Genomic DNA, 22,693 nt, shown 5'->3' on the forward strand with positions numbered 1-22,693 from the left:
CCATGAAAAACATTTCATCCTCCGCTTACGAAACGGCCCGGTCTCAATACAATGAATGGGGCATCGATACTGAAAAGGCTATTCAAGCCTCACTTAAAACTCCGATTTCTCTGCACTGCTGGCAGGTCGATGACAACGTAGGTTTCGAATCGCAGGAAGGCATCAGCGGCGGCGGAATTCTGGCGACTGGAAATTACCCCGGCCGGGCGCGTAACGGTGCCGAAGCCCGGGCGGATTTAGAAAAAGCCATTTCGTTGATCCCCGGCATCCAGCGGGTCAATGTGCATTCCTACTACGCGGAATTCGAAGACGGATTCGTCGATCGCGACCGGCTGGAACCAAAGCACTTTCAGCGCTGGATGGACTGGGCGAAAAAACAGGGCATCAGTCTGGACTTCAATCCCAGTTTTCATGCGCACCCCAAAGCCAATGACGGCTACACGCTGTCCCATCAGGACAAAGATATCCGGAATTTCTGGATCGAACACGGCAAGCGCGCCCGCAAAATCGCCGAAGCCATGGCCAAAGCTCAAGGAACTCCCTGCAGCCTCAACTTCTGGGTTCCGGACGGGTGCAAAGATATTCCGGCCGACCGCTGGTCTCCGCGCCGCCGTCTGGCAGAATCCTACGATGCCATTTTTTCCGACACGTCGATTGATAACAATCTCTGCGTCGATTTCGTCGAAAGCAAACTCTTCGGCATCGGCAGCGAAGAATATGTAGTCGGCTCCAGCGAGTTTTACACCCTGTACGCACAAAGCCGTGGAAAAGGTCTGTGCATGGACATGGGCCACTACCACCCGACCGAAGGCATTCACGATAAGATTTCAAGCCAGCTGATGGCGCAGAAGAGACTGCTCCTGCATGTGAGCCGTCCGATCCGCTGGGATTCCGACCATGTGGTCATTTTCAACGATGATCTGAAGAGCGTCTTCCTTGAAATCCAGCGCGGCGATGCTTGGGATAAAGTCACCGTCGCACTCGACTTCTTCGACGCCAGCATTAATCGGGTCGGAGCCTACGTCATCGGAACCCGCGCCACCCGCAAAGCGATCCTGTATGCACAACTTGACCCGTCATCCAAATTGAATGAGTACGAGGCCTGCGGTCGGAATACCGAACGTCTGGCTTTAATGGAAGAATTTAAAACCATGCCGTTCGCAGCGGTCTGGGATGAACTCTGCCGCCGCGCAAACGTTCCGGTCGGAACCGCATGGATTCAGGAAATGGTGTCCTATGAAAAAACGGTTCAGTCAAAACGGGGATAATCTAAAAAGATAAACGGCCATGAATGACTGGTTAAATTTAGAAGATAAAGTCGTCATCGTTACCGGCGGAGCCTCAGGAATCGGTAAAGCCTGCTGTGAAGAATTCGCCGCCTGCGGCGCTCATGTCGTCATTGCCGACGTCACCGAAGAGTCCGGTAAAAAAGCCGCAGCCTCCCTGCCCGGCAATACGCTGTTCGTCAAAACCGACGTCACATCCAAAGCCAGCGTGGATGCTCTGGTCGCCGCAGTAGTCGCCAAATACGGCAGGCTCGACATTCTCGTCAACAACGCCGGAATCAACATTCCGCGCCTGCTGGTCGATCCGGCCGGTAAAGAAGAACTAACCGAAGCCGTCTGGGACAAAGTTGTCGCGATCAATATGAAAGGCATCTTTTTTTGTGCGCAGGCCGCCGCCCGCGTCATGCTCAAGCAGGAAAGCAAAGGTGTGATCATCAACATGGCGTCTGAATCCGGATCCGAAGGTTCGGAAGGCCAGAGCGTTTACGCCGCCACCAAAGGCGCAACCTACAACATGACCCGCTCGTGGGCCAAAGAACTTGGCAAACTCGGCGTACGCGTCGTCGGTGTGGCGCCCGGCATTCTCGAAGCAACCGGTCTGCGTTCCGAAGAATATGAACGTGCCCTCGCCTATACCCGCGGACAAACTGTCGAACAAATGCGCGCCAACTATTCCGAGAAATCGATTCCGCTTCAGCGCTCCGGAAAACTGAGCGAAGTTGCCAACACCGTCTGCTTCCTCGCCTCGGAGCGCGGCGGCTACATCCACGGCACCGTTGTCAACGTCTCCGGCGGAAAATCCCGCGCTTAATACAGAAAGGTTTTTTCATCATGAGTTTCCAAGCCTTGGAAAAACAACTCGACTCCTTTGATCCGGCGAAACGTCTTGAAGCACTAAAAACACTGATCACTACCGGGCCTGCGCCCGCTGCCACCGGTGAGAATGTCAACATGCACATTCACACCTTCTTTTCTTACAATGCCGAAAACTGGTCGCCCTCGCACGTTGCCTGGGGCTGCCGCCAAAAAGGCCTTTATTCTGCCGGTATCATTGACTTCGATGTCATCGACGGCATGGATGAGTTCTTTCACGCAGGTGAACTGCTCGGGCTGCGCACCAACGTCGGCGTCGAAACCCGCGTTTTTTACCGCGAGTACGCTGACAAGGAGATCGACTCTCCCGGCGAACCCGGTGTGCATTACATCGACGCCGTCGGCTTCACCAAACATTTTCCGAAAGGTTCGCCGCAGGCCGTCACGCTGGCCGCTTACCGGCAGAATGCGCAGAACCGCAATATCGCGCTTGTCGGACGCATCAATCCGCATGTTCCGGATATCGCGATTAACTACACTACCGATGTTCTCCCGCTGGTTCCGACCGGTAGCGCGACGGAGCGCCACATCATCGCCGCCTACGTCAATAAATCGCTTCAGAAATTTGCCGGCGAACAACTCATCGCCTACTGGGCCGAACTGCTCGGTATGGACAAAGAAAAAGCCGCCGCTCTGATCAAAGACCGCCCAACGATGGAAGATAAAGTCCGCTCCAAACTGGCCAAGCGCGGCGGCTTCGGCTACGAGCAGCCGAGCGAAAAAACGTTCCCGCTGATGGAAGATTTCTGTGCGTGGGTCAAATCGTGTGACGCCATCCCGATGGAATCATGGCTCGATGGAACCAGCGCTGGTGAAAAAGATGCCAAAGCAATTCTAGAATGTTCCGTTTCAAAAGGCACACAGTGCTTCAGCATTGTGCCGGATCGCAACTGGAACATTAAGGATGCGGATCAGAAGGCCGTAAAAGTCGCCAACCTCCGGAAAGTGGTGCAGCTCTGCGACGCAATGGATCTGCCGATCAACATCGGCACCGAAATGAACAAAGGCGGGCTCCCCTTCGTGGACGATCTGTCCGGCCCAGTGCTGAGCGAATTCAAGCAAAGCTTCATCCGTGGCGCACAGATTCTCGTCGGTCACGCTATCTGCGCCCGTTTCGCCGATTTCGCCTACGTCAGCGATTCCGCAGTCAGCGAATTTAAAACCCGCAAAGCGCGTAATGACTTCTTCGCCGCCGTCGGCGCGCTGCCGCCGGTTGACGCACGAATCGGCAACGCGTTACGCGCACTCGGAACCAAAGCCGCACACGGCATTATTTTTGATTCAGTCAAAACCGGCTCATGGAAAATTTAAAAGGAGAACAATGAAAGCTGCATTGGTTAAAGGAAAAGGGATTGTTGAAGTCGGCGAAGTTCCGACGCCGTCGCCCAAAGCGGGTGAAGTTCTATTGAAAGTCGATGCCTGCGCGCTGTGCGGCACCGACCAGCGCGTACTGCGCGGCGAAAAAGCGATTTCTGTTCAAATCATCGGGCACGAAATTGCCGGAACGGTCGTCGAACTCGGCGCGGGAGTTACCGGCGTTAAGGTCGGCGGACGTTACGCAATTCAGGCGGTCATCGGATGCGGCCACTGCCCGCCCTGCAAAGCGAACCGTCAGAACCTGTGTGACAACACATTTAAAGCAATCGGCTATGCATTTAACGGCGGCTTTGCCGAATACATGATTATGCCAAAAGCCGGCGTTGATCAGGGCTGCCTGATTCCGATTCCTGACAGCATGTCCGCCGAAGTCGGCACTCTGCTTGAACCGCTCAGCTGCTCAGTCAACGGTCTGCGCTGCATGCCGATTGAAGAAATGGACACTGTTGTCATTTTCGGCGCGGGCGTCATCGGCGTTCTCAACGCGCTGGTAGCTCATGCGCGCGGCGCCAAGGAAGTGATTGTGATGAACCGCACTCAGCCGCGACTCGATATCATCAAAAAACTCGGCCTGCCGGTTGACCACATCGTCAATCTGGAAGAAAACGATCCGGTCGAATGGATTCGCAAGCACACTAACGGCGTCGGTGCCGGTGCGGTAATTCTTTCCGCTTCGGAAAAAGCGCTCGTACCGATCGGTATGCAAATGCTCCGCCGCGACGGACATCTTTCGCTCTTTGCCGGAATGAATAAAGAAGCTCCGATGGAGCCTCTCAATGTCAATCTGATCCACTACGATGAACTCCACCTGCATGGTGCCAACAGCTCCGTCCGGCGCGACTATATCGAAGCGGCGGAAATGCTCACCGACGGACGGGTTGACGGTAATTCGCTGATCACTCATACATTCAAACTGGCTGACTTCAAAGAAGCGATGGCCACCCAGCTCGACCGCGCGTCCGGCTCGATGAAAATTATTATCAAACCGTAATCTGTTAAGGAGAATCCTATGTCCCTGCTGAAAAAATACGAAGCCGAAGTCGGAAAGTTCCTCAAGGTCTGCCACAAACTGGCCGCCAACATGTACGTCACCGGTTTCGGTGGAAACGCCGCATGGAAGCTTGAAAAAGACCTCATCCTGATCACGCCAACCATGATGAATAAAGGCGACATTCAGAAAGAAGATGTTGTTTTTATTAACGGCAAAGGTGAAACAGTCGAAGGCAAACGCCGTCCGACCGGTGAACGTCCGATGTATCTCAAATTTTTTGAAGAACGCCCGGACATCGTCTCTGTGATTCATTGTCACGCGCCCAACGTCGGCTCGTTTGCAATTATGGACGGCCCGAACCTGTTGATGAGACCCTTTTTCCCGGAAACGACCCACGAAGTCGGTCCGGTGCCGGTTGTTCCGTACGCCGAACCGCTGACACAAAAACTGGCTGACAACTTCAGTCCGGTAATCCAAAAATATAACAGCTTTCTGATGGAAAATCATGGACTGGTAACCATGAGTCCCGAACCGATCGACTACACCATGATGAACGTCGAACTGCTGGAAATGTCTGCGTACTCCATCCTTCAAGCGCTTGCGACCGGCGGGAAGTTAAAAGAGCTTACACACGAAGCCGTCAAGGGACTCGGAAATGTAATGCGGGCTCGTAATTGCCCCATGTTCGGCGCGCCTGGCGTGCATAAAACACTTGAAGGAATGTACTTCGAATAAGAGCATGACTGGGGCGTTTGCTCCTGAAACTGGAAGTCTATTTCATCTGATTGGAGCGGTAAGATTCCACTTCCCAGTTTTCAATAAACTCGCGTGCGCCGGTTGTCATAAACTGAAGTCCGCCGAAAGCCTCAGCCAGTTGCTGAACCAGCGCACCGTCCTGTGCCAAAACCAGCGCAAGATCAGCCGACTTCTGCGAAGCGCCTGCGCCGAATACGGCACCGTCCGCCACAATAACGCGCGGAGAATATCCGTGTTTCTTTTTGAAAGCGGCGATGTGTTCTTCTGTCAGCGTTCCAGTGAACGGATAGGACTTTGAATAGACGATGTGATCCGGCGTCACCGGGCCATCCGCCACAGCAAACCGACCGGAAAAGGCAATACTGACACTTTCGCCGTCCAGCAGACGTTTCACGTTTTCAATCCCGCAGGCAGTCGGCTTGCCCACGAGCAGTTCGGTTGGAACACCTGCGTTGGCATACGCCGCTTTCAAGGTTCCGATGACGTTTGCGTAAAGCCCGCGAATTTCACCGGCTGTATCGGCCGCAACAAAAACACCATGATTTTCGAGAAAAAGAACGGACGGCTCGCGATTATGAGCGGCACGATACGTTTCAATTTCGGTGCGAACGTGCATACAAAGTGTATAACCGGGGTCGATGTAACCAATCCAAAGCGCTTCCGGAAAAAGTTTGGCGCAAACTGTTTTTCCGTTTTTTGCACACGTCATGCCGTTGACGAGCGCCGGATGGGTATGCACCACAAACGTTGCATTGAACACATTGTGCAGGGGCGCTTCAACAGATGGACGTCCAGATGAACCGGACATCACGGCATCGGCCATCACATTTTTCACCAGATCTTCGCGTGAGGCTTTATCGGCGGGCGTTTTCACCGCATAGAGCGCATTGATTTTATGGCGGTTCATTGCAACAAACGTTTCGGGTTGCAGTCCGCTCAGCGTGGTGCCGGAAGGTTTAATCCAAAGCGTCTCCGCATTTTTACAAGAGGTGTTTCCGCCTCCGCCCTTCACATAATCAGCGCCACCGAATTCATGCGAGAGTTCCGTTATCGTCGTTAGACTGTCCATCGTGTTCTCCTAAATCAGTTGAGTTCATTTGAAATAATTTCCGCAACACGGCCGGCAGGACGTCCGGAGCCAAGCATTTTTTCCAAGGCTTGGAATTTTTCAATCATCGCTGCGCGCACCGGTGTACTGTTCATCAGCGGATCAATGGTTGCGACCAGTTCAATCGGACGCATGTGCTGCTGGAGCCTCTCCGGCATAATTTCTTTGCCGGAAACAATGTTGGCGATACCGAGCCACGGAATGCGGATCAGCGCACGGGCAAACAGATAGTTCAAAAAACCTCCGCGATAAACCAGCACAGTCGGACAGCGCAACAGCGCGGCTTCCAGCGTCGCTGTGCCGGAGGCGACAAAGGCGGCGTCGGCCTGTTTGAGCACTTCGCGCGCCTTGCCGGACAGAATGGAAATATTGCGCGGTGCTTTACCCGTTTTTTGCAAGATGGATTCGACCAGTGCAAGGCGGCGCTCCGGAACCGGAATCAAAAACGACACGTCGGAACGCGACTGTTCCAAAAGTTGCGCCGCTTCGAGCAGCGGAGGCAGAATGTAAATAATTTCCTGTTTCCGGCTTCCGGGCAGCAGAGCGATTTTCTTTTTACCGTTCCATGGCAGCGGCTCCGGATCTTTCGTCCGGAACTCGCGCAGTTCATCCACCATCGGATGTCCGACGAAATCGACTTTCAGATCAACGCCCTTAAACACATCGACTTCAAACGGAAAAATAACCATCAGCCGGTCAATAATCTTCGCCATCTTCGGAATACGTCCGCGGTTCCACGCCCAGACCTGCGGGCAGACATAGTAAAGAACTTTGATGCCGCGCCGTTTGAGCTCGCCAGCAAGGCGCAGGTTAAAGCCCGGATAGTCAACCAGCAGAGCGGCAACCGGTTTGCGCCGATCCGCTTCAGCCAGTATTTCTGAAAATGTCCGCTTGAAGAACGGATAGCGTTTCAGCACTTCGGCAATGCCGAGCACATCCATTTCCCTCGTGTCATGCAACAGTTCGACGCCTTCGGAACGAAGTTTGTCGCCGCCGATTCCCCAGAACGTCAGATCGGGCCGTTTTTCCCGAAGCGCACGGATCACATCCGCCGCATGCATGTCACCGGAATCTTCGCCTGCTATGACCAGAATGGATTTCACATTTTCTGACATTCTTTTTACCAACCGGTTATCTCGCGAACCTTCGCTGCCAGCTCGTCCGCCATTTCGCGATGTTTTTTAACGCTGGGGTGAAAACTTTTTCCACCCTGATCATCTGAGCCAGCATACTTGGAATAGATCAATACGGATACGTTGTCGAACTGCGCGGCAATCTCAGACAACCAACTCTGCACAGGGTCATACCTCATAGGACCGATACTCAGAATAATCTTTGAACCCGGAGCATCCGCGCGAAGTCGTTTGATTAAGCGACAGGCTGCATCGACATAATCCTCCTTCTTGAGAGGTTCTTTGCCGCTATTCGTGCCGGCGTCGTTCGTGCCCAGATTAATGGCGATGACATCCGGAACAAACTGCGAATGGTTCCAGGCCGGAGTGGCTGAAGCCGGCAGAGTCCGATCGAAAAGATCCGGGATCGTATCTTCCAGATAATTCTCCGCACCAATATTCCTGTACATACCTTTTCCGGACCAGCAGACCATCATCAGATCCGCATCGAGAGACCGGGCCGCGATGGCCGCATAGGACAGATAGCCGTTTTCGTTTTCAACTGTATTATTTGCCTGTTGAGCTGCGGCTTCGTTGGCGTACCCGCAGGTGATCGAGTCGCCGAGAACCAGCAGCTTGTGCTGACGGGGCGCAGGCGCGGAAAAAGCGCCATCCGTCGACGCACCAAAACCACCGAAACGAACGACTCCTTTCCCGCTAAGAGCACCTTCACTGCGCCGGAATAAGAGAATGTGATGTTTTTCTCCAGCGGCTAACCCTGAAGCAATCGGATAGGTGCTTTTCTCCGGGATCACGAGGATGAAGTTTTCTTTACCGTCTACTACGGCGGTAATTCCAACTTTACTGCCGCCTGAGAGTTCCAATGTGGCAGAAATTTCTGAGCCGGTGAAAATGGTTTCGATCTGGCTCCCGCTCCAGCCAAATTGATAGTCATCGGTAAAACGGCCGACGTAGCGGATTGCCGGATCGGCTGGCGATAACACCTTCAGGTCTTCTGCTGACACCCGGCAAACCAGAACAGCAACAACCAACAACACACCAAACAGCTTTTTCATTGTTGTCATTTCCTCACTCAATTCTCTTTAATACAACAATACTTATTCCTGCGGCATTTGCTTTTTTTACCACGGCCTCTTTTTCAATCAGAATAGCGCCACTCTCTTCCAAAGCCAGACAGGTTGCCCCGCTTTTTATCATTGAGCGCAAGGTTTTCATTCCGATGATCGGAATGTCGAAGCGCATATCGTGTCCGGCCTTTGGAACCTTAACGACAACTGCGCCGCGTCCGCCGAGCTTCCCGCCGCGCCGAATCGCTTTATTAGTGCCTTCAAATGCTTCAATAGCAAGAACCGTCCCTTCTCTCACAACGACCGTCTGCCCGATATCCAGATGGCTGGTGTCTTTGATAACGCGGCGACCGATCTGGATATCGTTAAGCTCACGCGCATCCGGTGAACGGGCTGTAAGCAGTCCGGCTGCCGGCATATAGTCCTGCATGAAAGAGCTGGCCGGCAGCACCTTTACCCCGGTCTTTTCGATTTCGGCGGTAATACCGCCGAGAACCGTGTGTGCATTTTTGACCGGCAGGCTTTTGAGAAGTTCAAGAAGTGCCCTATCCAGTCCAAGACGAAAAATGTTAGCAGGGCTGATTTGACCGGCCATGACCGCGTGCCGGGCACCGCACGTCTTCAGCACGTCCAGCATCGGCCCCAGACCGACGCGCAGCCAAATGACTTCGTCGGCAACTTGCGCGATCCCGCGACTGGTTTCTCCTTTGAAAGCAATGGCAATAATACGTTTTACGCCGCGGGAGCGGGCGGCGCAGGCAAGCCGTAACGGGTAGTCGTCCCGTCCGGCAATCAGAGCCAGTGTTTCGGGTGTTTCATTCATGACAGGGAAAATGGCAGAAGTTTACGTTCCTTGAAACTTTTTTCTCCAGGGTTTGGAAACCATCGGCTTGCTGAAAGGCCTGCCGCTTCTATAATGCGCGGTTTATGAGTTACCCGCCGGAAATAAGAAAGGCCCTGCGTAACATTACAATCGGACAGTGCGCCGGACTGCTTGGTCCGCTTCTTTTCGGCAACGGGTTCATGCTGGCCTATTTCCTACGGCTGGGCGTCCCCTCCTACCGCATCCTGTTTCTTTTTGCACTACTGCCGCTGATCAATATGGCGCTGACCCTGCCCTTCGCCTGGACATCAGACCGTTCCGGTAAAAAGAAAATCGGCGGCACCGGTCTTGCGGTTTCTATCATCGGTTTTTTCATGCTTCCGCTGGCCGCTTTTACTTCACACGATGCTCTGTGGTGGCTGACGGCAGGCATCCTGATTTTTTCCGTCGGCAACGCGGCCAATGGAGCCAGCTGGTTTGCACTACTGAGTCCACTTGTCCCAGAAGGAATCCGCGGAAGATGGTTTGGACAAATGCGAATGTCCTGGCAGACCACCTCCATTCTTTTTTCATTGGGACTGACTGTTCTATTGCGCCACAACCCAGAGTTATACATTTTCCAGTTTCTACTGGCGGCGACAGGCATCCTCATGATTGTGCGATTGGCCTTTTACTCACAAATACCGGAACTGGAACCGGTCAACCCGCATCGCGAAGGGTTCCTTCAGACCGCCGGATCATTGCTGAAAATACAGGACTACACGCGATTCTGCATTTACGGATTTCTGCTGGCATTTATCAACGGCGTAGCGGGTCTTTTCGGGCTGCTGGAAAAGGAAGTCCTTGGGTTCAGTGACAGCCAGCTGATCATGATGGGAAACCTGCTTTCCATCGGCACGATCGCCGGATTTTTTATCGGCGGAAAAATTGTCGACCACTTCGGAACAAAACCCGTTTTCCTCGCGGGTCATATCGGTCTTGCCCTCTCGCTAACCGGGATTTTGCTGCGCAACTTTTCACCCTTGGCAATGATCCCGACAATCGGGACGATTTTATTATTATGCGGGGCGACACAAGGTGCTGTCGGTATTGCCGGCACATCAGAACTGCTGGCGCTGATCCCGTCCAAAAACAAATCGCTCTCAACCGGATTCAACATGACACTTGCGGCAGCAGGCGCCTCCTTGGCCGGTTTTTTGAACGGACACCTTCTAAAAATAAAATTGCTTCCCGACTCCTGGATACTTTTCGGAAAGTCAATGAGCGCCTACGACATACTCTTCATCGGCTTTTTAGCGATGACGGCTCTGATGGCTGTAACACTGGGGCTCGTGCCGACCATCCGGCAGATACGCAGTCAGTGGATACCTCAAAACAACTGAGCTGAAAATTATGCTGTGAGGTGCATGTGAGAGCGATAATAGGCGAGTTCGGCGGCAGAAGCTACGATATCGAAATAGGCGTCGTGCTGGCGCAGGCGGCGCAGATCCGCTTCCGGGAAATATTTTTTGACGGTTTTCAAATCGTCCTTCTGAAACTCCTCACCTTCCGTCAAATCAAGCCACTGGATTTTCAGCGCGGAAACGTCCAGCAGGCGATAGTGCAGCCGTGAAGTGAATACCGGCAGAAATTTCCGGGCGAGTATCCAGTCGGTATGAACACTGTTGCCAGCCATAAGCGGACGCTTCTGGATGGTTTTGGTCGGCGTGCCGCACCAGCGGTCAACAAAGGCGGTCAGTTTTGAATCAATTTCTTCAACCGGCACAGCAGCGTTTGACCGGCATTTTTTCACAAGCTCCGGAAGATTTTTTTCCACCCACGGGCTGAGTGGAACGGTTTCGGAAAGCCGGACGTGGAAATTCAGATCCTCTTCCGGCGGCGTAATGCGTTTGAGGTCTTTATCCGTCAGCATAACGGCGACCTGCAGCAACTGCGCCTCGTCGAGTTCAAGCGACGTAAACTCGGTATCAAACCAGACGTAGGCGGTTGACGCTTTCCCTGTCATTTCTTTTTCGCTTTGAGAATTTCGAAGGTGTCGGAGGCGATCACCTTCTCTTCGTCAGTGTGAATAACCAATGCCTTCACCTTGGAGATTTTCGAGGTGATAACGGTTTTGTGAACCTTGTTGGCGCGCTTATCGAGCTTGAGGCCGAGGTAGCCGAAGTTTTCCAGAACCTTCTCGCGAACCTGCGGAACATTTTCTCCGATGCCAGCTGTAAAAACGATCGCGTTCACGCCGTTCATCACAGCGGCGTAAGCACCGATGTACTTTTGAATGGCGTACACAAAAATATCAAGTGCTTCGATACAGCCTTCGTAGCCTTTCTCGCACCCGTCAATCACATCACGCATGTCGCGCTGCCCGCAAAGACCCAGCAGCCCGCCCTGCTTGTTCATCATGGCGCTGACCTGCTCAGCGCTGAGCCCCTGAGTTTCCATAAGGTGCAAAGGAATGTAGGGATCGAGATCACCGGATCGAGTGCCCATCAGAATCCCGGCCAGCGGTGTGAGACCCATGGAGGTGTCCACCGATTTTCCGCCGTCGAACGCAGCGATGGATCCGCCGTTACCAAGATGGCAGGTTATAATCTTCAGCTTTTCAATCGGACGCTTCAGTTCTTTCGCCGCCTGTTTGGCAACATAACCGTGCGAGGTGCCGTGAAATCCGTAACGGCGTATTTTATGGACGGTGTACTGATCCTTCGGCAGTCCGTATAAATAGGCTTTGGGCGGCATAGTTTGATGAATGGCCGTGTCGAACACCGCGATTTGAGGCATGTCGGGATACAGCTCATAAATGGCCTGGATGCCCATCAGATTCGGCGGATTGTGCAACGGTGCCAGCACGGAATTTTTACGGATCGCGGAAACAACATCGCCGGTGATCAGAACAGAGCCGGTGAAATCTTCACCGCCATGCACCACCCGGTGCCCGACGCCGGACAACTCGCTCAAACTTTTTAACACACCTTTTTCAGCATCCGTCAGCAACTGGAAAATGGCATTGATCGCCTTTTTGTGATCGGGCAGATCCAGATACTGATGCTCTTTTTCACAGCCTGGTTTTTTGCAATCCACGCTGGAGCCGGAAATACCGATGCGCTCCGCCCCGCCCTGCGCCAGTACGGCAAAGTCATGGTCAGTGCCGACAGACTCGTAGAGTTTATATTTGATAGAGGATGAGCCTGAATTAATGACTAGAATTTTCATTTGCTACCTGTTCGCGTTTGTTATTTGAGAGACTGAACCGCCGTGATGGCTACAACACCGACAATATCTTCAGCACTGCATCCGCGCGACAAATCATTCACCGGTTTTTTCAAACCTTGGAGAACCGGACCGTAGGCTTCGGCTCCGCCGAGGCGCTGCACCAGCTTGTAAGCCATATTACCGGCGTTGAGGTCAGGAAAAATCAGCACACGCGCCTCGCCAGCCAGTTCACTCTGCGGGGCTTTGCTTTTGGCAACCTTTGGGACAATTGCCGCATCGACCTGCAATTCGCCGTCGAGTTTAACCGGCGCGCCGGGAAGTTTGGCCGCCAGCAGTTCTTTGGCTTTGACGGTGGCTTCGATCACTTTGTCAACCAGCGGGCTGGAAGCTGAACCTTTGGTGGAATAGGAAAGCAGTGCGACGTTAGCGGGAACACCGAATTGCAAAGCGGTCTTTGCGCTTTGCACTGCAATCTGTGCCAGCTGAGCGGCATCCGGATTTTCGACCAGACCGCAGTCCGAGAAAATATAAGGAACGTTATTCACACACATGAAAAATACGCTCGAAATAATTTCGCCCTTTTCCGCAGACTTAATGATCTGAAGCGCAGGCCGGACGGTGTCGGCGGTTGAATGAGCCGCGCCGGAAACCAGCCCATCGGCCTCACCGTTCTGCACCATCATCATACCGAAATAGTTGACGTCCTTGACGGTTTCTCGCGCCTGATCCAACGTGATTCCTTTGCTCTTGCGGATTTCATAAAAAGCAGCAGCGTAGCCTTCCAGCTTATCGGAAGTTTGCGGATTGATAACCGTTATGCCTGCGCTGACGCGAGCCGCGGCTTTTTCATCGCCCAGCACAATCACCTTTGCAATTCCCTCATCGGCAATCATATTGGCCGCAGTCGTCACCCGTTCATCCGCCCCTTCCGGGAGAACGATGGTGCGCTGGTTTGCTTTCGCCTTATTAATCACCGTCTGAATAAACTCACTGCGACTCATTTTCTGAATCCTTTCCATTAAATAAAAATCTGCTGAATGAAATTAAAAAGCCTCCTAAGCGTTTGCTTAAGAGGCTTTTTTCATAGGGATTCTCCTGCTGAACTTACTTTTTACTTTCGGCCGGTTCAGAAGCTTCCACCCATTCCAGAATAACCATCTCAGACGCATCGCTCATCCGCGGACCGAGTTTGGTAATCCGTGTATAACCGCCAGCGCGACCGGCAAAGCCGGGGGCGATCTTTTCAAACAACGCCTTAACCTGTTCGGGCTGTTTGATCGTAGCGAGCGCCTGACGGCGGGCAGCCAGTGTGCCTGCCTTACCAAGCGTTACCATTTTTTCGGCCAGAGAACGGGTCGCTTTGGCTTTAGCAAGGGTAGTTTTGATTCGGCTCTCGACAATCAGACTGCACACCTGATTAGCCAGCATCGAGTCGCGATGGGCGCCGGTGCGGCCCAGCTTCACTGTTTTCTTAAGATGTCTCATGATAAATCCTCGGTTTATAAACTATTCAATATCTTTGGCGGGCGGCTTGAGCAGGTCGGCGTCAAATGTCATGCCGAGTGACAGGCCCATATCTACAATCTTCTGCTTGATCTCATTCAGCGACTTTTTACCGAAGTTGCGATACTTGAGCATTTCGGCTTCCGTCTTCTGTGCCAGTTCGCCGACCGTCGTGATGTTGGCGTTGTTGAGACAGTTGGCGGCACGAACGCTCAGTTCAATTTCGTTCACACTGATATTGAGTTTGCGGCGCAGATCTTCTTTTTCGATATCAATCTGTTTTTCGCTGGCTTCGAACTCGATCAGGTCTTTGTCATAGCTGACGAAGATGTCGAGGTGATGGCGCAGGATCGCGGCGGACATAGTGAGTGCATCGTCCGGAGTCACACGTCCATCGGTCCAAATCTCGATAACGAGCTGGTCGTAGTCGGTGCGGCGGCCGACGCGGCAGGAACCGACATCGTACTTCACGCGGGAAACCGGGGAAAAGAGCGAGTCGATCGGAATCACACCGATTTCCTGTTCGTCCTTCTTATTGCCTTCAGCCGGGCAGTAGCCGCGACCGACGCGGGTTTCGATTTCGACTTCAAATTTTCCATTGGTGTCCAGTGTGGCAATGTGATGGTCAGGGTTCAGAACCTGAACGCTGTCATTGCACTGAATGTCGCCAGCGGTCACTTCGCCCGGACCTTTAACGCTGATTTTCAGGCGCTGGGGTTCGCGAGTGTAGGACTTCAGCAGAACTTTTTTCAGGTTGAGAACGATGTCGGTGACATCTTCCACAACACCGGGAAGGTTACAGAATTCGTGTGCAGCACCCTGAATTTTGACGGATGAAATTGCGGTGCCTTCCAGCGAGGAAAGCAGTACGCGGCGCATGGAGTTACCGATGGTTCGGCCATAGCCGGCTTCAAACGGTTCGGCAACAAATTTGCCGTAGGTTGCGGTGGATGCGGTTTCGTCTTTGACGACCCGCTTGGGCATTTCGAAACGACCTAATCTGATTGGCATTGTCTTTTTCTCCCAGAACCGGGCATTAACCGGCTCATATGGTTTAGTTGTCTTTGCTGATTTCGCTTAAACGCGCCGCTGTTTTCTCGGGCGGCAGCCGTTATGCGGAACCGGCGTGGTATCTTTAATTGCTGAAACGCGAAGTCCTGCAGCCTGAATCGCACGCACAGCCGACTCGCGGCCTGCGCCCGGTCCCTGCACCCGGACTTCGACTTCATTCATTCCGTGAGCCATCGCGGCGCGTGCAGCTTCCTGAGCCACCGTGGTGGCGGCAAAAGCCGTACTCTTACGCGAACCTTTGAACGCACAGCGTCCGGCGCTGCTCCAGGAAATCACCTGCCCGCGCATGTCGGTAATCGACACGATGCAGTTGTTAAAAGTGGTTTTGATGAAGACGATACCGTACGGCACGTTCTTGGCGCCCTTCATGCGGCGCTTCGGTTTGCCGTCATCGGCCGCAGGAGCTTCTTCAATCTGAGCAAAAATATCTTTCTGTCTCGGCTTTTTAGTTTCTTCCGCAACGGCGGGTGCTGCCGTTTCGATAGTTTCTTCTACAGGTTTGGTTTCTTCAGCCATGAATCGATTTCCTCGGTTAAATTATTTTTTCGGAGCGGGAGCCGTCACTTTGGCGGCTGAACGGGCGTCTTTACCGCGAACTGCGCCAACCGTGCGGCGGGCACCTTTACGGGTACGGGCATTGGTCTTGGTACGCTGGCCGCGAACCGGCAGGCCGCGGCGGTGGCGGGTGCCACGATAGGAGTTGATCGAAATCAGACGGCGGATATTCTGTCCGATTTCACGGCGAAGGTCGCCTTCGATCGTGTAGTCGGCGCGAACCGCAGCGGTCAGTTTGGTAATATCTTCGTCGGTCAAATCATCCGCTTTCTTAGCGGGATCCAGACCGGCTTTAGCAATCACTTCGCGGGAAGTGGTCAGGCCGAGGCCGTAAACGTAAGTTAAAGCGTATTCGAGACGCTTTTTTCCGGGAATATCAACACCAAGTATACGAGGCATATAAAACTTGCTCCTTAAAATTAACCCTGACGCTGTTTGTGACGCGGGTTGCGTTTGTTGATTACATAAACGCGCCCTTTACGACGCACAATCTTGTCGTCAGCGCTGATCTTTTTAACTGATGCCTTAACCTTCATAGTTCACCTAAATAATTATCCGCCCGACATTCATACTGTAAGGCGACATTTCCACCTTCACAAAACCGCCCGTTTCCGGCCCTTTTCTCTCCCAGTCTTCCGTCGCAATGTAAGCCGTAAACCGGTGTCCATTACCTAGTACTGCGCGAAAAGCGTGACTATCTATCACGGCCTCCAACTGAGCGTCCAGTAAAATAGTCTCACATTCGTCCATTTTTAAGAGCGGCTCATCATACAGACCGGTCTTTCACGTACAAGCTTCATTTCCAGAAAATTTGAGCTTGGGATGTTCGCTTTGTTTTCCGGCCATCGGCACCGTACCCGGCAACCAATTGTGCTACAGATTTGCGGGCACGCTCAGGCGGTAACCAATACCCTGCTCGGTGATAATGGTGTCGGGTTCGCATCCCGCCTGAGTCAGTTTTTTGCGCAGGTGCGTCATGTAAACACGCGTGTACTGAGCCCTGTCTTCGGCTTGCGGCCCCCATACATCGCGCAACAACTGCCGCTGAGTCACAACCCGGCCCGCATAACGCGCCAATATACCCAGCAATGAAAATTCGGTAGGCGTCAAAGAAATCGTCTTCCCAGCGTACTGTGCTTCATGGGCTGCCAAATCAACACAAAGTTTTCCCAGTGACAGCACCGGCGATTCCGCGCCGGCATGAGCCCGGCGCTGAAGAGCCCGAAGCCGGGCCAGTACTTCGCCGGCTTCAAAAGGTTTGGTTACAAAGTCATCGGCACCGCAATCCAGCGCGGCGATTTTATCATCAGGCGTTTCGCGGACGGAAAGAATTAAAACGGGTGTGGATGACCATTCTCTCAGACGTTTCAAGACTGCGATGCCATCCAGATCGGGCAAGCCAAGATCCAAGATGATAAGATCGGGGTGCTGGTGTGCGGCGGTCTGCAGACCGAGATTACCGTTTTCCGCTTCAATCACCTTATAGCCCGCACCTTCAAGTACAAGGCGGAGAAGTCGGCGTATTTGAGGCTCATCATCAATAATCAGCGTAACGGGCTGAGCGGAAGCCGAGTGTTTCATTCCTTCATGTCCTTTCTGGTTTCAACCGGTATGCGGATGATGAATTCGGCCCCACCGTGATCACGGTTACGCGCCTCAACATCCCCTTTCAATGCATGAAGCAGACCGCGACTGATAGACAGCCCCAGACCAAGTCCGCCGGTTTTGCCGGGCGAGCCGCGATGAAATTTTTCAAAGATACGAACGGTATCAGTCAGTCCGGGGCCTCGATCCATTACCCGGATCACAAGGCTGTTGTTGTGAATAGCGGCAGACAGTTCGATTGCGGTGCCGGCAGGAGTATGGACAGCAGCGTTGGTGAGCAGGTGGCTGATAGCTTGTGCGCACAGGTTGGCGTCCGTTCTGACATAGGAAATGTCTTCTGCAATGTCTGTATTCAAGGAATGTCCGGAAAGACATGCCCCGCAGTTTTGCTGTGCAAGCATCAGTATCTCACCAACTTCACACCATTCGGGCCGTGGCTGTACCATTCCGGTTTCAATGCGGGCAGAATCCACCAGAAGAGCAACAACACGTTCAAGACGGATCGAAGCTTCTTCAATTTCTCCGAGCATGGCATTCACGGCAGAGGATGCCTGTTGCTGTTTTGCGTTGGACAACGCCGTACGAATAATCGCCACCGGTGTTTTCAGTTCATGCGACACATTATCAAGTAGCGTTTTGCGCAGCTTCTCAGACTGCTGAATCAGCTCAGCGCGTTGGAAAGCGTCACGAAAATGCTCCTTCTCCAGTGCCAGACCGATCTGAGCGGCAAACGCTTCCAGCAGTTCCCGCTCCGGCAAAGTCAGGAGTTTACTGTCCGGCAGCCGCAACCCCAATACCCCCATGACGGAAGTGCGCGTTTGCAGCGGCAGAAAGATTCCCTCCGCCTGCGGCAGCGTATCCGTCCCCTTGCCTGTCGCCTGCCGATGGTCATACGTCCACAGCGCAACGCCGTACTCTTTTTCGGTCGGAATCCAGGAGCTTACCGGATCCGGCTGTCTGGATAAGCTGCGGTTTTTATCCCTAAGATGAAGAACCGTCGTCGAGCCAAAGAGACCGTCGACCTGACGCAGAGCGGCTCGGAGACCATTTTCGAGCGATTCTTCCAGCGTGCAATATTCGGTCAGCTGAAGCAGAGCCTCGGTGCGAAGTTGCCGTTCCCGACCCGCCCGTTCCCGCTCGCGCAGGCGGCTCGTGAGATGCCCGGAAACCAGCCCCACGATCAACAGCGTGAAAAACATCATCGCGTCATGAAATGTCTGGATATTGAAAGTGAAGATCGGCGGAACAAAGAGAAAATTCCAGCATAGCGCACTGAGTCCCGCCATGAACAGAACGGCACCGCGACCGAGAAAAACTGCGGAAATAATCACGGCGCAAAGATAAAACAGCGATACGGACCAATAGCCCGCCAACGGCAGTGCGACCCACCCGGTCGCGGTAACCGCAGTCAGAATCATTGCGGCAGTCAGGAATTCCCGCGCATGCAGAACTGGACGAAGCCGTCGTGCAGGTCCGGGTTGATCGGAGTTTTTCTCCGGACGAACAATATAGAGATCAATGTCTCCGGCATGACGCAGAAGATAGTCCACCAGATCGCCGCCGTGAAACAGCCTCCGCCACAAAGGCTCCTGCGGTTTACCGACGATAATCTGGCTCACGTTATGTTCCCGGGCAAGACGCAGCATGGCGATACCAACGTGCGGATCGCTGAGGGTCTCGACCTCCGCCCCCAGCTCACGCGCCAGCGCGAGATTTTTTGTAACCCGGTTCTTCTCCTCTTCCGACAGAACAAGACCTGTATCAATAAAGACAGCAATCCAGGAAGCATCTTGAGCTGCGGCAATCCGGCGCGTCCAGCGGACAAGGCTGGCGGAGTACGGGCTGGGGCCGACCCCTACGAGCAACCGTTCTGAAGATTTCCAAGGTCCGCCGATGTCGCGCTCACGCATAAAATCACGCACCTGCCGATCCACACGTTCGGCGGTATAGCGCAGCGCCATTTCACGCAAGGCAATCAAATTGCCTTCGCGGAAAAAATTATTAGAGGCAGTCGCCGCGCGTTCTCCCATGTACACCCGACCCTCGGCCAGACGCTTACGGAGCTGTTCAGGCGAAATGTCAATCAACTGGACTTCATCCGCCCGGTCGAACGCCGAATCCGGCACCGTTTCTTTCACCGAAATGCCGGTGATCTGCTGAACGACATCCACGCGGCTTTCGATGTGCTGAATATTGACGGTGGTAAAAACTGAGATGCCTTCATCCAGCAGTTCCAGAACATCCTGATAACGCTTAAGGTGACGGCTGCCCGGTGCATTGGTATGCGCCAATTCATCGACTAAAACAACGGCAGGACGACGCGCCAGCAAGGCATCAATATCCATCTCCTCCAGCACGATACTTTTATGCGGAACCTTTTTGCGCGGCAGAATTTCAAGCCCCGCAAGCAACGCCTCGGTTTCAGTCCGCCCATGAGTCTCCACAAGGCCGATAACGACATCAATCCCCGCCTGCTTCTGTTGCTGGGCGGCCTGAAGCATGGCGTAGGTCTTGCCGGCGCCTGCGCACATTCCCACAAATATTTTAAGCCGTCCGCGTTGCGCCGCCTGAGATTCCCGCTGAATTTCCGCGAGCAGCGCGTCCGGATCAGGTCGTTGCAGGTCGGTCATGGTTTGAGCCTATCATAACAGAGTTGTTTCGCCACATTTTCTATTGCTGCTGATTGAGCGCCAGATTCAGCATCAAAACATTCACCCGCGGCTCGCCGAGGAAACCGAGCTGCGGCAGTTCAATAGATCTTTCTACCAGCGCCAGCACCGTGTCCGCCGGAATACCGCGCGCGGCGGCGACACGGGAAATCTGTATCCGTGCCGCTGCGGGGCTGATGTGCGGATCAAGGCCGCTAGCAGACGTGAAGACCATATCGGACGGCACCGGCACATCAGCGGCCAGATGGTGCGCATCGCGAAACGCCTTGGCGTTGGCGACGACATTGGATTGCAGTGCGGCGCTGGTCGGGCCGAGGTTGCTGGCGCCCGAAGGTACGGCTGCGTAACCGCCGGCAGAAGGCCGCGGCCAGAAATATCTGGCGTCCGTGAACGGCTGAGCGAGTAATTCGGAGCCGATCATTTTCCCGTCGCGCTCGATCAGACTGCCGTTGGCCTTGTCACGGAAGGCAAGTTGCGCCACGCCCGTGACGGCGAGCGGATAAAGCAGACCAGTCAGTACGGTAAAAACGAGTGTCAGCCGCAGCGATTGAAAGATGAGTTTGAGCATAGTGTGATCCTTTCTTATTTCGCGAAGTGCGTGGCGACCAGGAAGAGGTCGAGCAGTTTGATGAAAATGAACGGCACAATGATTCCGCCCGCGCCGTAGATCAGCATGTTCTTGCGCAGAATGGCCGCAGCGCCGATCGGCGTATATTTCACGCCGCGCAGCGACAGCGGAATCAGCGCGACAATAATCAGCGCGTTGAAAATCACCGCGCTCAGAATCGCGCTTTCCGGCGAATGCAGGTGCATGATGTTCAGCTTCTCAAGCGGGCCGTGACCGCCGGGGCTGGCGGCGTAGAGCAGGCTGAACATCGCAGGCAGGATGGCGAAATATTTGGAGACGTCGTTGGAGATGCTGAAAGTTGTCAGCGCGCCGCGCGTTATCAACAGCTGTTTGCCGATCTCGACCACCTCGATGAGTTTGGTCGGATTGCTGTCGAGATCCACCATGTTGCCGGCTTCCCGTGCGGCCTGCGTGCCGGTGTTCATCGCAACGCCGACATCGGCCTGCGCCAGCGCGGGAGCGTCGTTCGTGCCATCACCGATCATGGCGATAAGCCGTCCGTCAGATTGTTCCTGACGGATGCGCGCCAGTTTGTCTTCCGGTGTAGCTTCGGCAATAAAGTCATCCACGCCCGCCTCGGCGGCAATGGCGGCGGCGGTGAGCGGATTGTCGCCGGTGATCATCACCGTGCGCACGCCCATCTTGCGCAACTGGGCAAAGCGTTCGCGGATGCCGCCCTTGACGACATCCTTGAGGCGGATGACGCCGAGTACGCGAGCTCCTTCGACCACGACCAGCGGCGTACCGCCCGCGCGGGAAACCTCATTCACCGCTTCCTCGACGGCCTTCGGATAGAGCCCGCCCTGCTCTTCGACGAAACGGCGCACCGCCTCGGCGGCACCTTTCCGGATGCGGCGCGGCGCGGCACCGGTTTCCGCATCCAAGTCCAAACCGCTCATGCGCGTCTGTGCCGTGAACGGAATAAACCGCGCATGCGGCTCGGCAACTTCGCGTCCGCGCAACCCGTATTTTTCCTTGGCCAGCACGACGATGGAACGGCCCTCCGGCGTTTCGTCAGCCAGAGAGGAAAGTTGCGCGGCGTCAGCGACCTCCTCAATTTTGACGCCGGGAGCCGGAATGAATTCTGTCGCCATCCGGTTACCCAGCGTGATGGTGCCGGTTTTGTCGAGCAGCAACACATCCACATCACCGGCGGCTTCGACGGCGCGTCCGCTGGTGGCGAGTACATTGCGGCGCATCAGCCGGTCGATACCGGCAATGCCGATGGCGCTGAGCAGTCCGCCGATGGTCGTGGGAATCAGGCAGACGATCAGTGCCATCAGCACCGGCAGGGTTGTGAGCACGACATCTTTTTGTCCGGCGGAGGCCTCGTTGTAGCGGGCATAAACCGGAAGCGTCAGAACCACCAGAATGAACAACGCGGTCAGGCTGACCAGTACGATGTTCAGCGCGATTTCGTTCGGCGTCTTCTGCCGTCGCGCGCCCTCGATCATCGAGATCATCCGGTCGAGAAAGGAGTGTCCCGCTTCAGCCGTGACACGCACAACGATGCGGTCGCTGATAACCCGTGTGCCGCCGGTGACGGCGCTGCGATCGCCGCCGCTCTCGCGGATCACCGGCGCGGATTCGCCTGTGATCGCTGATTCATCCACCGTGGCGATGCCTTCGACAATCTCACCGTCGGCCGGAAGTATATCGCCGGTCTCGCAGACGAATAAATCGCCGATTTTTAAATCCGGCCCGGCTGCGGCAACCTCTTTGCCGCCGACCAGCTTACGCGCCAGCGTTTTGGTTCGCATCTTGCGCAGTGCATCGGCGTGCGCCTTTCCGCGGCCTTCTGCCATTGCTTCGGCGAAATTGGCGAACAGGCAGGTGAACCAGAGCCACAGGCAGATTTGCAGATTGAATGAAGAGCATTCGCGGAACAGGAACAGCGTGCTCAGAATCGCTCCAACCCAGACAACCAGCATGACCAGATTCTTGACCTCATCGCGCGGATGCAATTTTTTGAAGGCATCCAGGACGGCCCGCCGCACCAGTGCGGAGTATTGGATTTCTACTTTTGTACTCATGACAG

The 22,693-nt window shown here is 54.3% G+C and carries 22 protein-coding genes; 6 read left to right on the forward strand and 16 right to left on the reverse strand.

What is annotated here, in order from left to right; genetic code table 11:
- The first annotated feature begins 2 nt into the window (after positions 1 to 2).
- Genes HOO88_06130 through HOO88_06150 form a run of 5 tightly spaced genes read left to right on the forward strand, consistent with a single transcriptional unit; the run spans position 3 to position 5,262 of the window.
- Complete coding sequence (locus HOO88_06130) at positions 3 to 1,268, forward strand: L-rhamnose isomerase (protein ID NOU36329.1); 1,266 nt, start codon at positions 3 to 5, stop codon at positions 1,266 to 1,268.
- Positions 1,269 to 1,287: 19 nt separating this feature from the next.
- A complete protein-coding gene (locus tag HOO88_06135; protein NOU36330.1) occupies positions 1,288 to 2,097 on the forward strand; it encodes a glucose 1-dehydrogenase in 810 nt (269 codons plus the stop codon).
- Positions 2,098 to 2,117: 20 nt separating this feature from the next.
- Complete coding sequence (locus HOO88_06140) at positions 2,118 to 3,470, forward strand: hypothetical protein (protein NOU36331.1); 1,353 nt, start codon at positions 2,118 to 2,120, stop codon at positions 3,468 to 3,470.
- Between the two features lie 10 nt (positions 3,471 to 3,480).
- Positions 3,481 to 4,527 (forward strand): alcohol dehydrogenase catalytic domain-containing protein, encoded by a 1,047-nt coding sequence (locus HOO88_06145; GenBank protein ID NOU36332.1) that lies wholly within the window; start codon positions 3,481 to 3,483, stop codon positions 4,525 to 4,527.
- Between the two features lie 18 nt (positions 4,528 to 4,545).
- A complete protein-coding gene (locus tag HOO88_06150) occupies positions 4,546 to 5,262 on the forward strand; it encodes a class II aldolase/adducin family protein (protein ID NOU36333.1) in 717 nt (238 codons plus the stop codon).
- A gap of 37 nt (positions 5,263 to 5,299) precedes the next feature.
- Here the strand turns inward: HOO88_06150 and HOO88_06155 are convergent, their stop codons facing one another.
- Genes HOO88_06155 through HOO88_06170 form a run of 4 tightly spaced genes read right to left on the reverse strand, consistent with a single transcriptional unit; the run spans position 5,300 to position 9,414 of the window.
- On the reverse strand, positions 5,300 to 6,352 hold the full coding sequence (locus HOO88_06155) for a class II aldolase (GenBank protein ID NOU36334.1): 1,053 nt from the start codon (positions 6,350 to 6,352) through the stop codon (positions 5,300 to 5,302).
- Positions 6,353 to 6,366: 14 nt separating this feature from the next.
- Positions 6,367 to 7,506, reverse strand: coding sequence for a lipid-A-disaccharide synthase (gene lpxB / locus HOO88_06160; GenBank protein NOU36335.1), 1,140 nt, complete (start codon positions 7,504 to 7,506; stop codon positions 6,367 to 6,369).
- Between the two features lie 5 nt (positions 7,507 to 7,511).
- A complete protein-coding gene (locus tag HOO88_06165; GenBank protein NOU36336.1) occupies positions 7,512 to 8,579 on the reverse strand; it encodes an SGNH/GDSL hydrolase family protein in 1,068 nt (355 codons plus the stop codon).
- Positions 8,580 to 8,592: 13 nt separating this feature from the next.
- A complete protein-coding gene (locus tag HOO88_06170; GenBank protein ID NOU36337.1) occupies positions 8,593 to 9,414 on the reverse strand; it encodes an LpxI family protein in 822 nt (273 codons plus the stop codon).
- Positions 9,415 to 9,518: 104 nt separating this feature from the next.
- On the opposite strand from HOO88_06170, the gene HOO88_06175 reads away from it, so the two are divergent.
- A complete protein-coding gene (locus HOO88_06175) occupies positions 9,519 to 10,796 on the forward strand; it encodes an MFS transporter (GenBank protein NOU36338.1) in 1,278 nt (425 codons plus the stop codon).
- An 8-nt stretch (positions 10,797 to 10,804) separates the two neighbouring features.
- Here the strand turns inward: HOO88_06175 and HOO88_06180 are convergent, their stop codons facing one another.
- The 12 genes from HOO88_06180 to kdpB all read right to left on the reverse strand — a co-directional run bounded on the left by HOO88_06180 (position 10,805) and on the right by kdpB (position 22,688).
- Positions 10,805 to 11,419: a hypothetical protein gene (locus HOO88_06180; GenBank protein NOU36339.1), complete on the reverse strand. Its 615-nt coding sequence runs from the start codon at positions 11,417 to 11,419 to the stop codon at positions 10,805 to 10,807.
- The gene (locus HOO88_06185) at positions 11,416 to 12,624 is read right to left on the reverse strand and encodes an acetate kinase (protein ID NOU36340.1); all 1,209 of its coding nucleotides are present in this window, start codon (positions 12,622 to 12,624) and stop codon (positions 11,416 to 11,418) included. Before HOO88_06185 ends, HOO88_06180 begins: the two co-directional genes overlap by 4 nt.
- Before the next feature lie 20 nt (positions 12,625 to 12,644).
- Positions 12,645 to 13,625: a phosphate acetyltransferase gene (gene pta, locus HOO88_06190; protein ID NOU36341.1), complete on the reverse strand. Its 981-nt coding sequence runs from the start codon at positions 13,623 to 13,625 to the stop codon at positions 12,645 to 12,647.
- Positions 13,626 to 13,728: 103 nt separating this feature from the next.
- On the reverse strand, positions 13,729 to 14,109 hold the full coding sequence (gene rplQ, locus HOO88_06195) for a 50S ribosomal protein L17 (protein NOU36342.1): 381 nt from the start codon (positions 14,107 to 14,109) through the stop codon (positions 13,729 to 13,731).
- Positions 14,110 to 14,130: 21 nt separating this feature from the next.
- The gene (locus HOO88_06200; GenBank protein ID NOU36343.1) at positions 14,131 to 15,138 is read right to left on the reverse strand and encodes a DNA-directed RNA polymerase subunit alpha; all 1,008 of its coding nucleotides are present in this window, start codon (positions 15,136 to 15,138) and stop codon (positions 14,131 to 14,133) included.
- A gap of 66 nt (positions 15,139 to 15,204) precedes the next feature.
- Positions 15,205 to 15,714, reverse strand: coding sequence for a 30S ribosomal protein S11 (gene rpsK / locus HOO88_06205; protein NOU36344.1), 510 nt, complete (start codon positions 15,712 to 15,714; stop codon positions 15,205 to 15,207).
- Between the two features lie 21 nt (positions 15,715 to 15,735).
- Positions 15,736 to 16,152 (reverse strand): 30S ribosomal protein S13, encoded by a 417-nt coding sequence (gene rpsM, locus HOO88_06210; GenBank protein NOU36345.1) that lies wholly within the window; start codon positions 16,150 to 16,152, stop codon positions 15,736 to 15,738.
- Between the two features lie 20 nt (positions 16,153 to 16,172).
- Positions 16,173 to 16,289 carry a 50S ribosomal protein L36 gene (gene rpmJ, locus HOO88_06215; GenBank protein NOU36346.1) on the reverse strand — a complete coding sequence of 39 codons (117 nt, stop codon included), beginning with the start codon at positions 16,287 to 16,289 and terminating at the stop codon, positions 16,173 to 16,175.
- Between the two features lie 337 nt (positions 16,290 to 16,626).
- A complete protein-coding gene (locus HOO88_06220; protein NOU36347.1) occupies positions 16,627 to 17,334 on the reverse strand; it encodes a response regulator in 708 nt (235 codons plus the stop codon).
- Entirely contained in the window at positions 17,331 to 19,988 is a 2,658-nt protein-coding gene (locus HOO88_06225) for a sensor histidine kinase KdpD (GenBank protein ID NOU36348.1), read from the reverse strand. The genes HOO88_06220 and HOO88_06225 overlap by 4 nt, the downstream gene beginning before the upstream one ends.
- A gap of 40 nt (positions 19,989 to 20,028) precedes the next feature.
- Complete coding sequence (gene kdpC, locus HOO88_06230) at positions 20,029 to 20,595, reverse strand: potassium-transporting ATPase subunit KdpC (GenBank protein NOU36349.1); 567 nt, start codon at positions 20,593 to 20,595, stop codon at positions 20,029 to 20,031.
- Between the two features lie 14 nt (positions 20,596 to 20,609).
- Positions 20,610 to 22,688 (reverse strand): potassium-transporting ATPase subunit KdpB, encoded by a 2,079-nt coding sequence (gene kdpB, locus HOO88_06235; protein NOU36350.1) that lies wholly within the window; start codon positions 22,686 to 22,688, stop codon positions 20,610 to 20,612.
- Positions 22,689 to 22,693: the final 5 nt, after the last annotated feature.

The organism is Kiritimatiellaceae bacterium, assembly GCA_013141415.1.
Taxonomy (GTDB): domain Bacteria; phylum Verrucomicrobiota; class Kiritimatiellia; order Kiritimatiellales; family Tichowtungiaceae; genus Tichowtungia.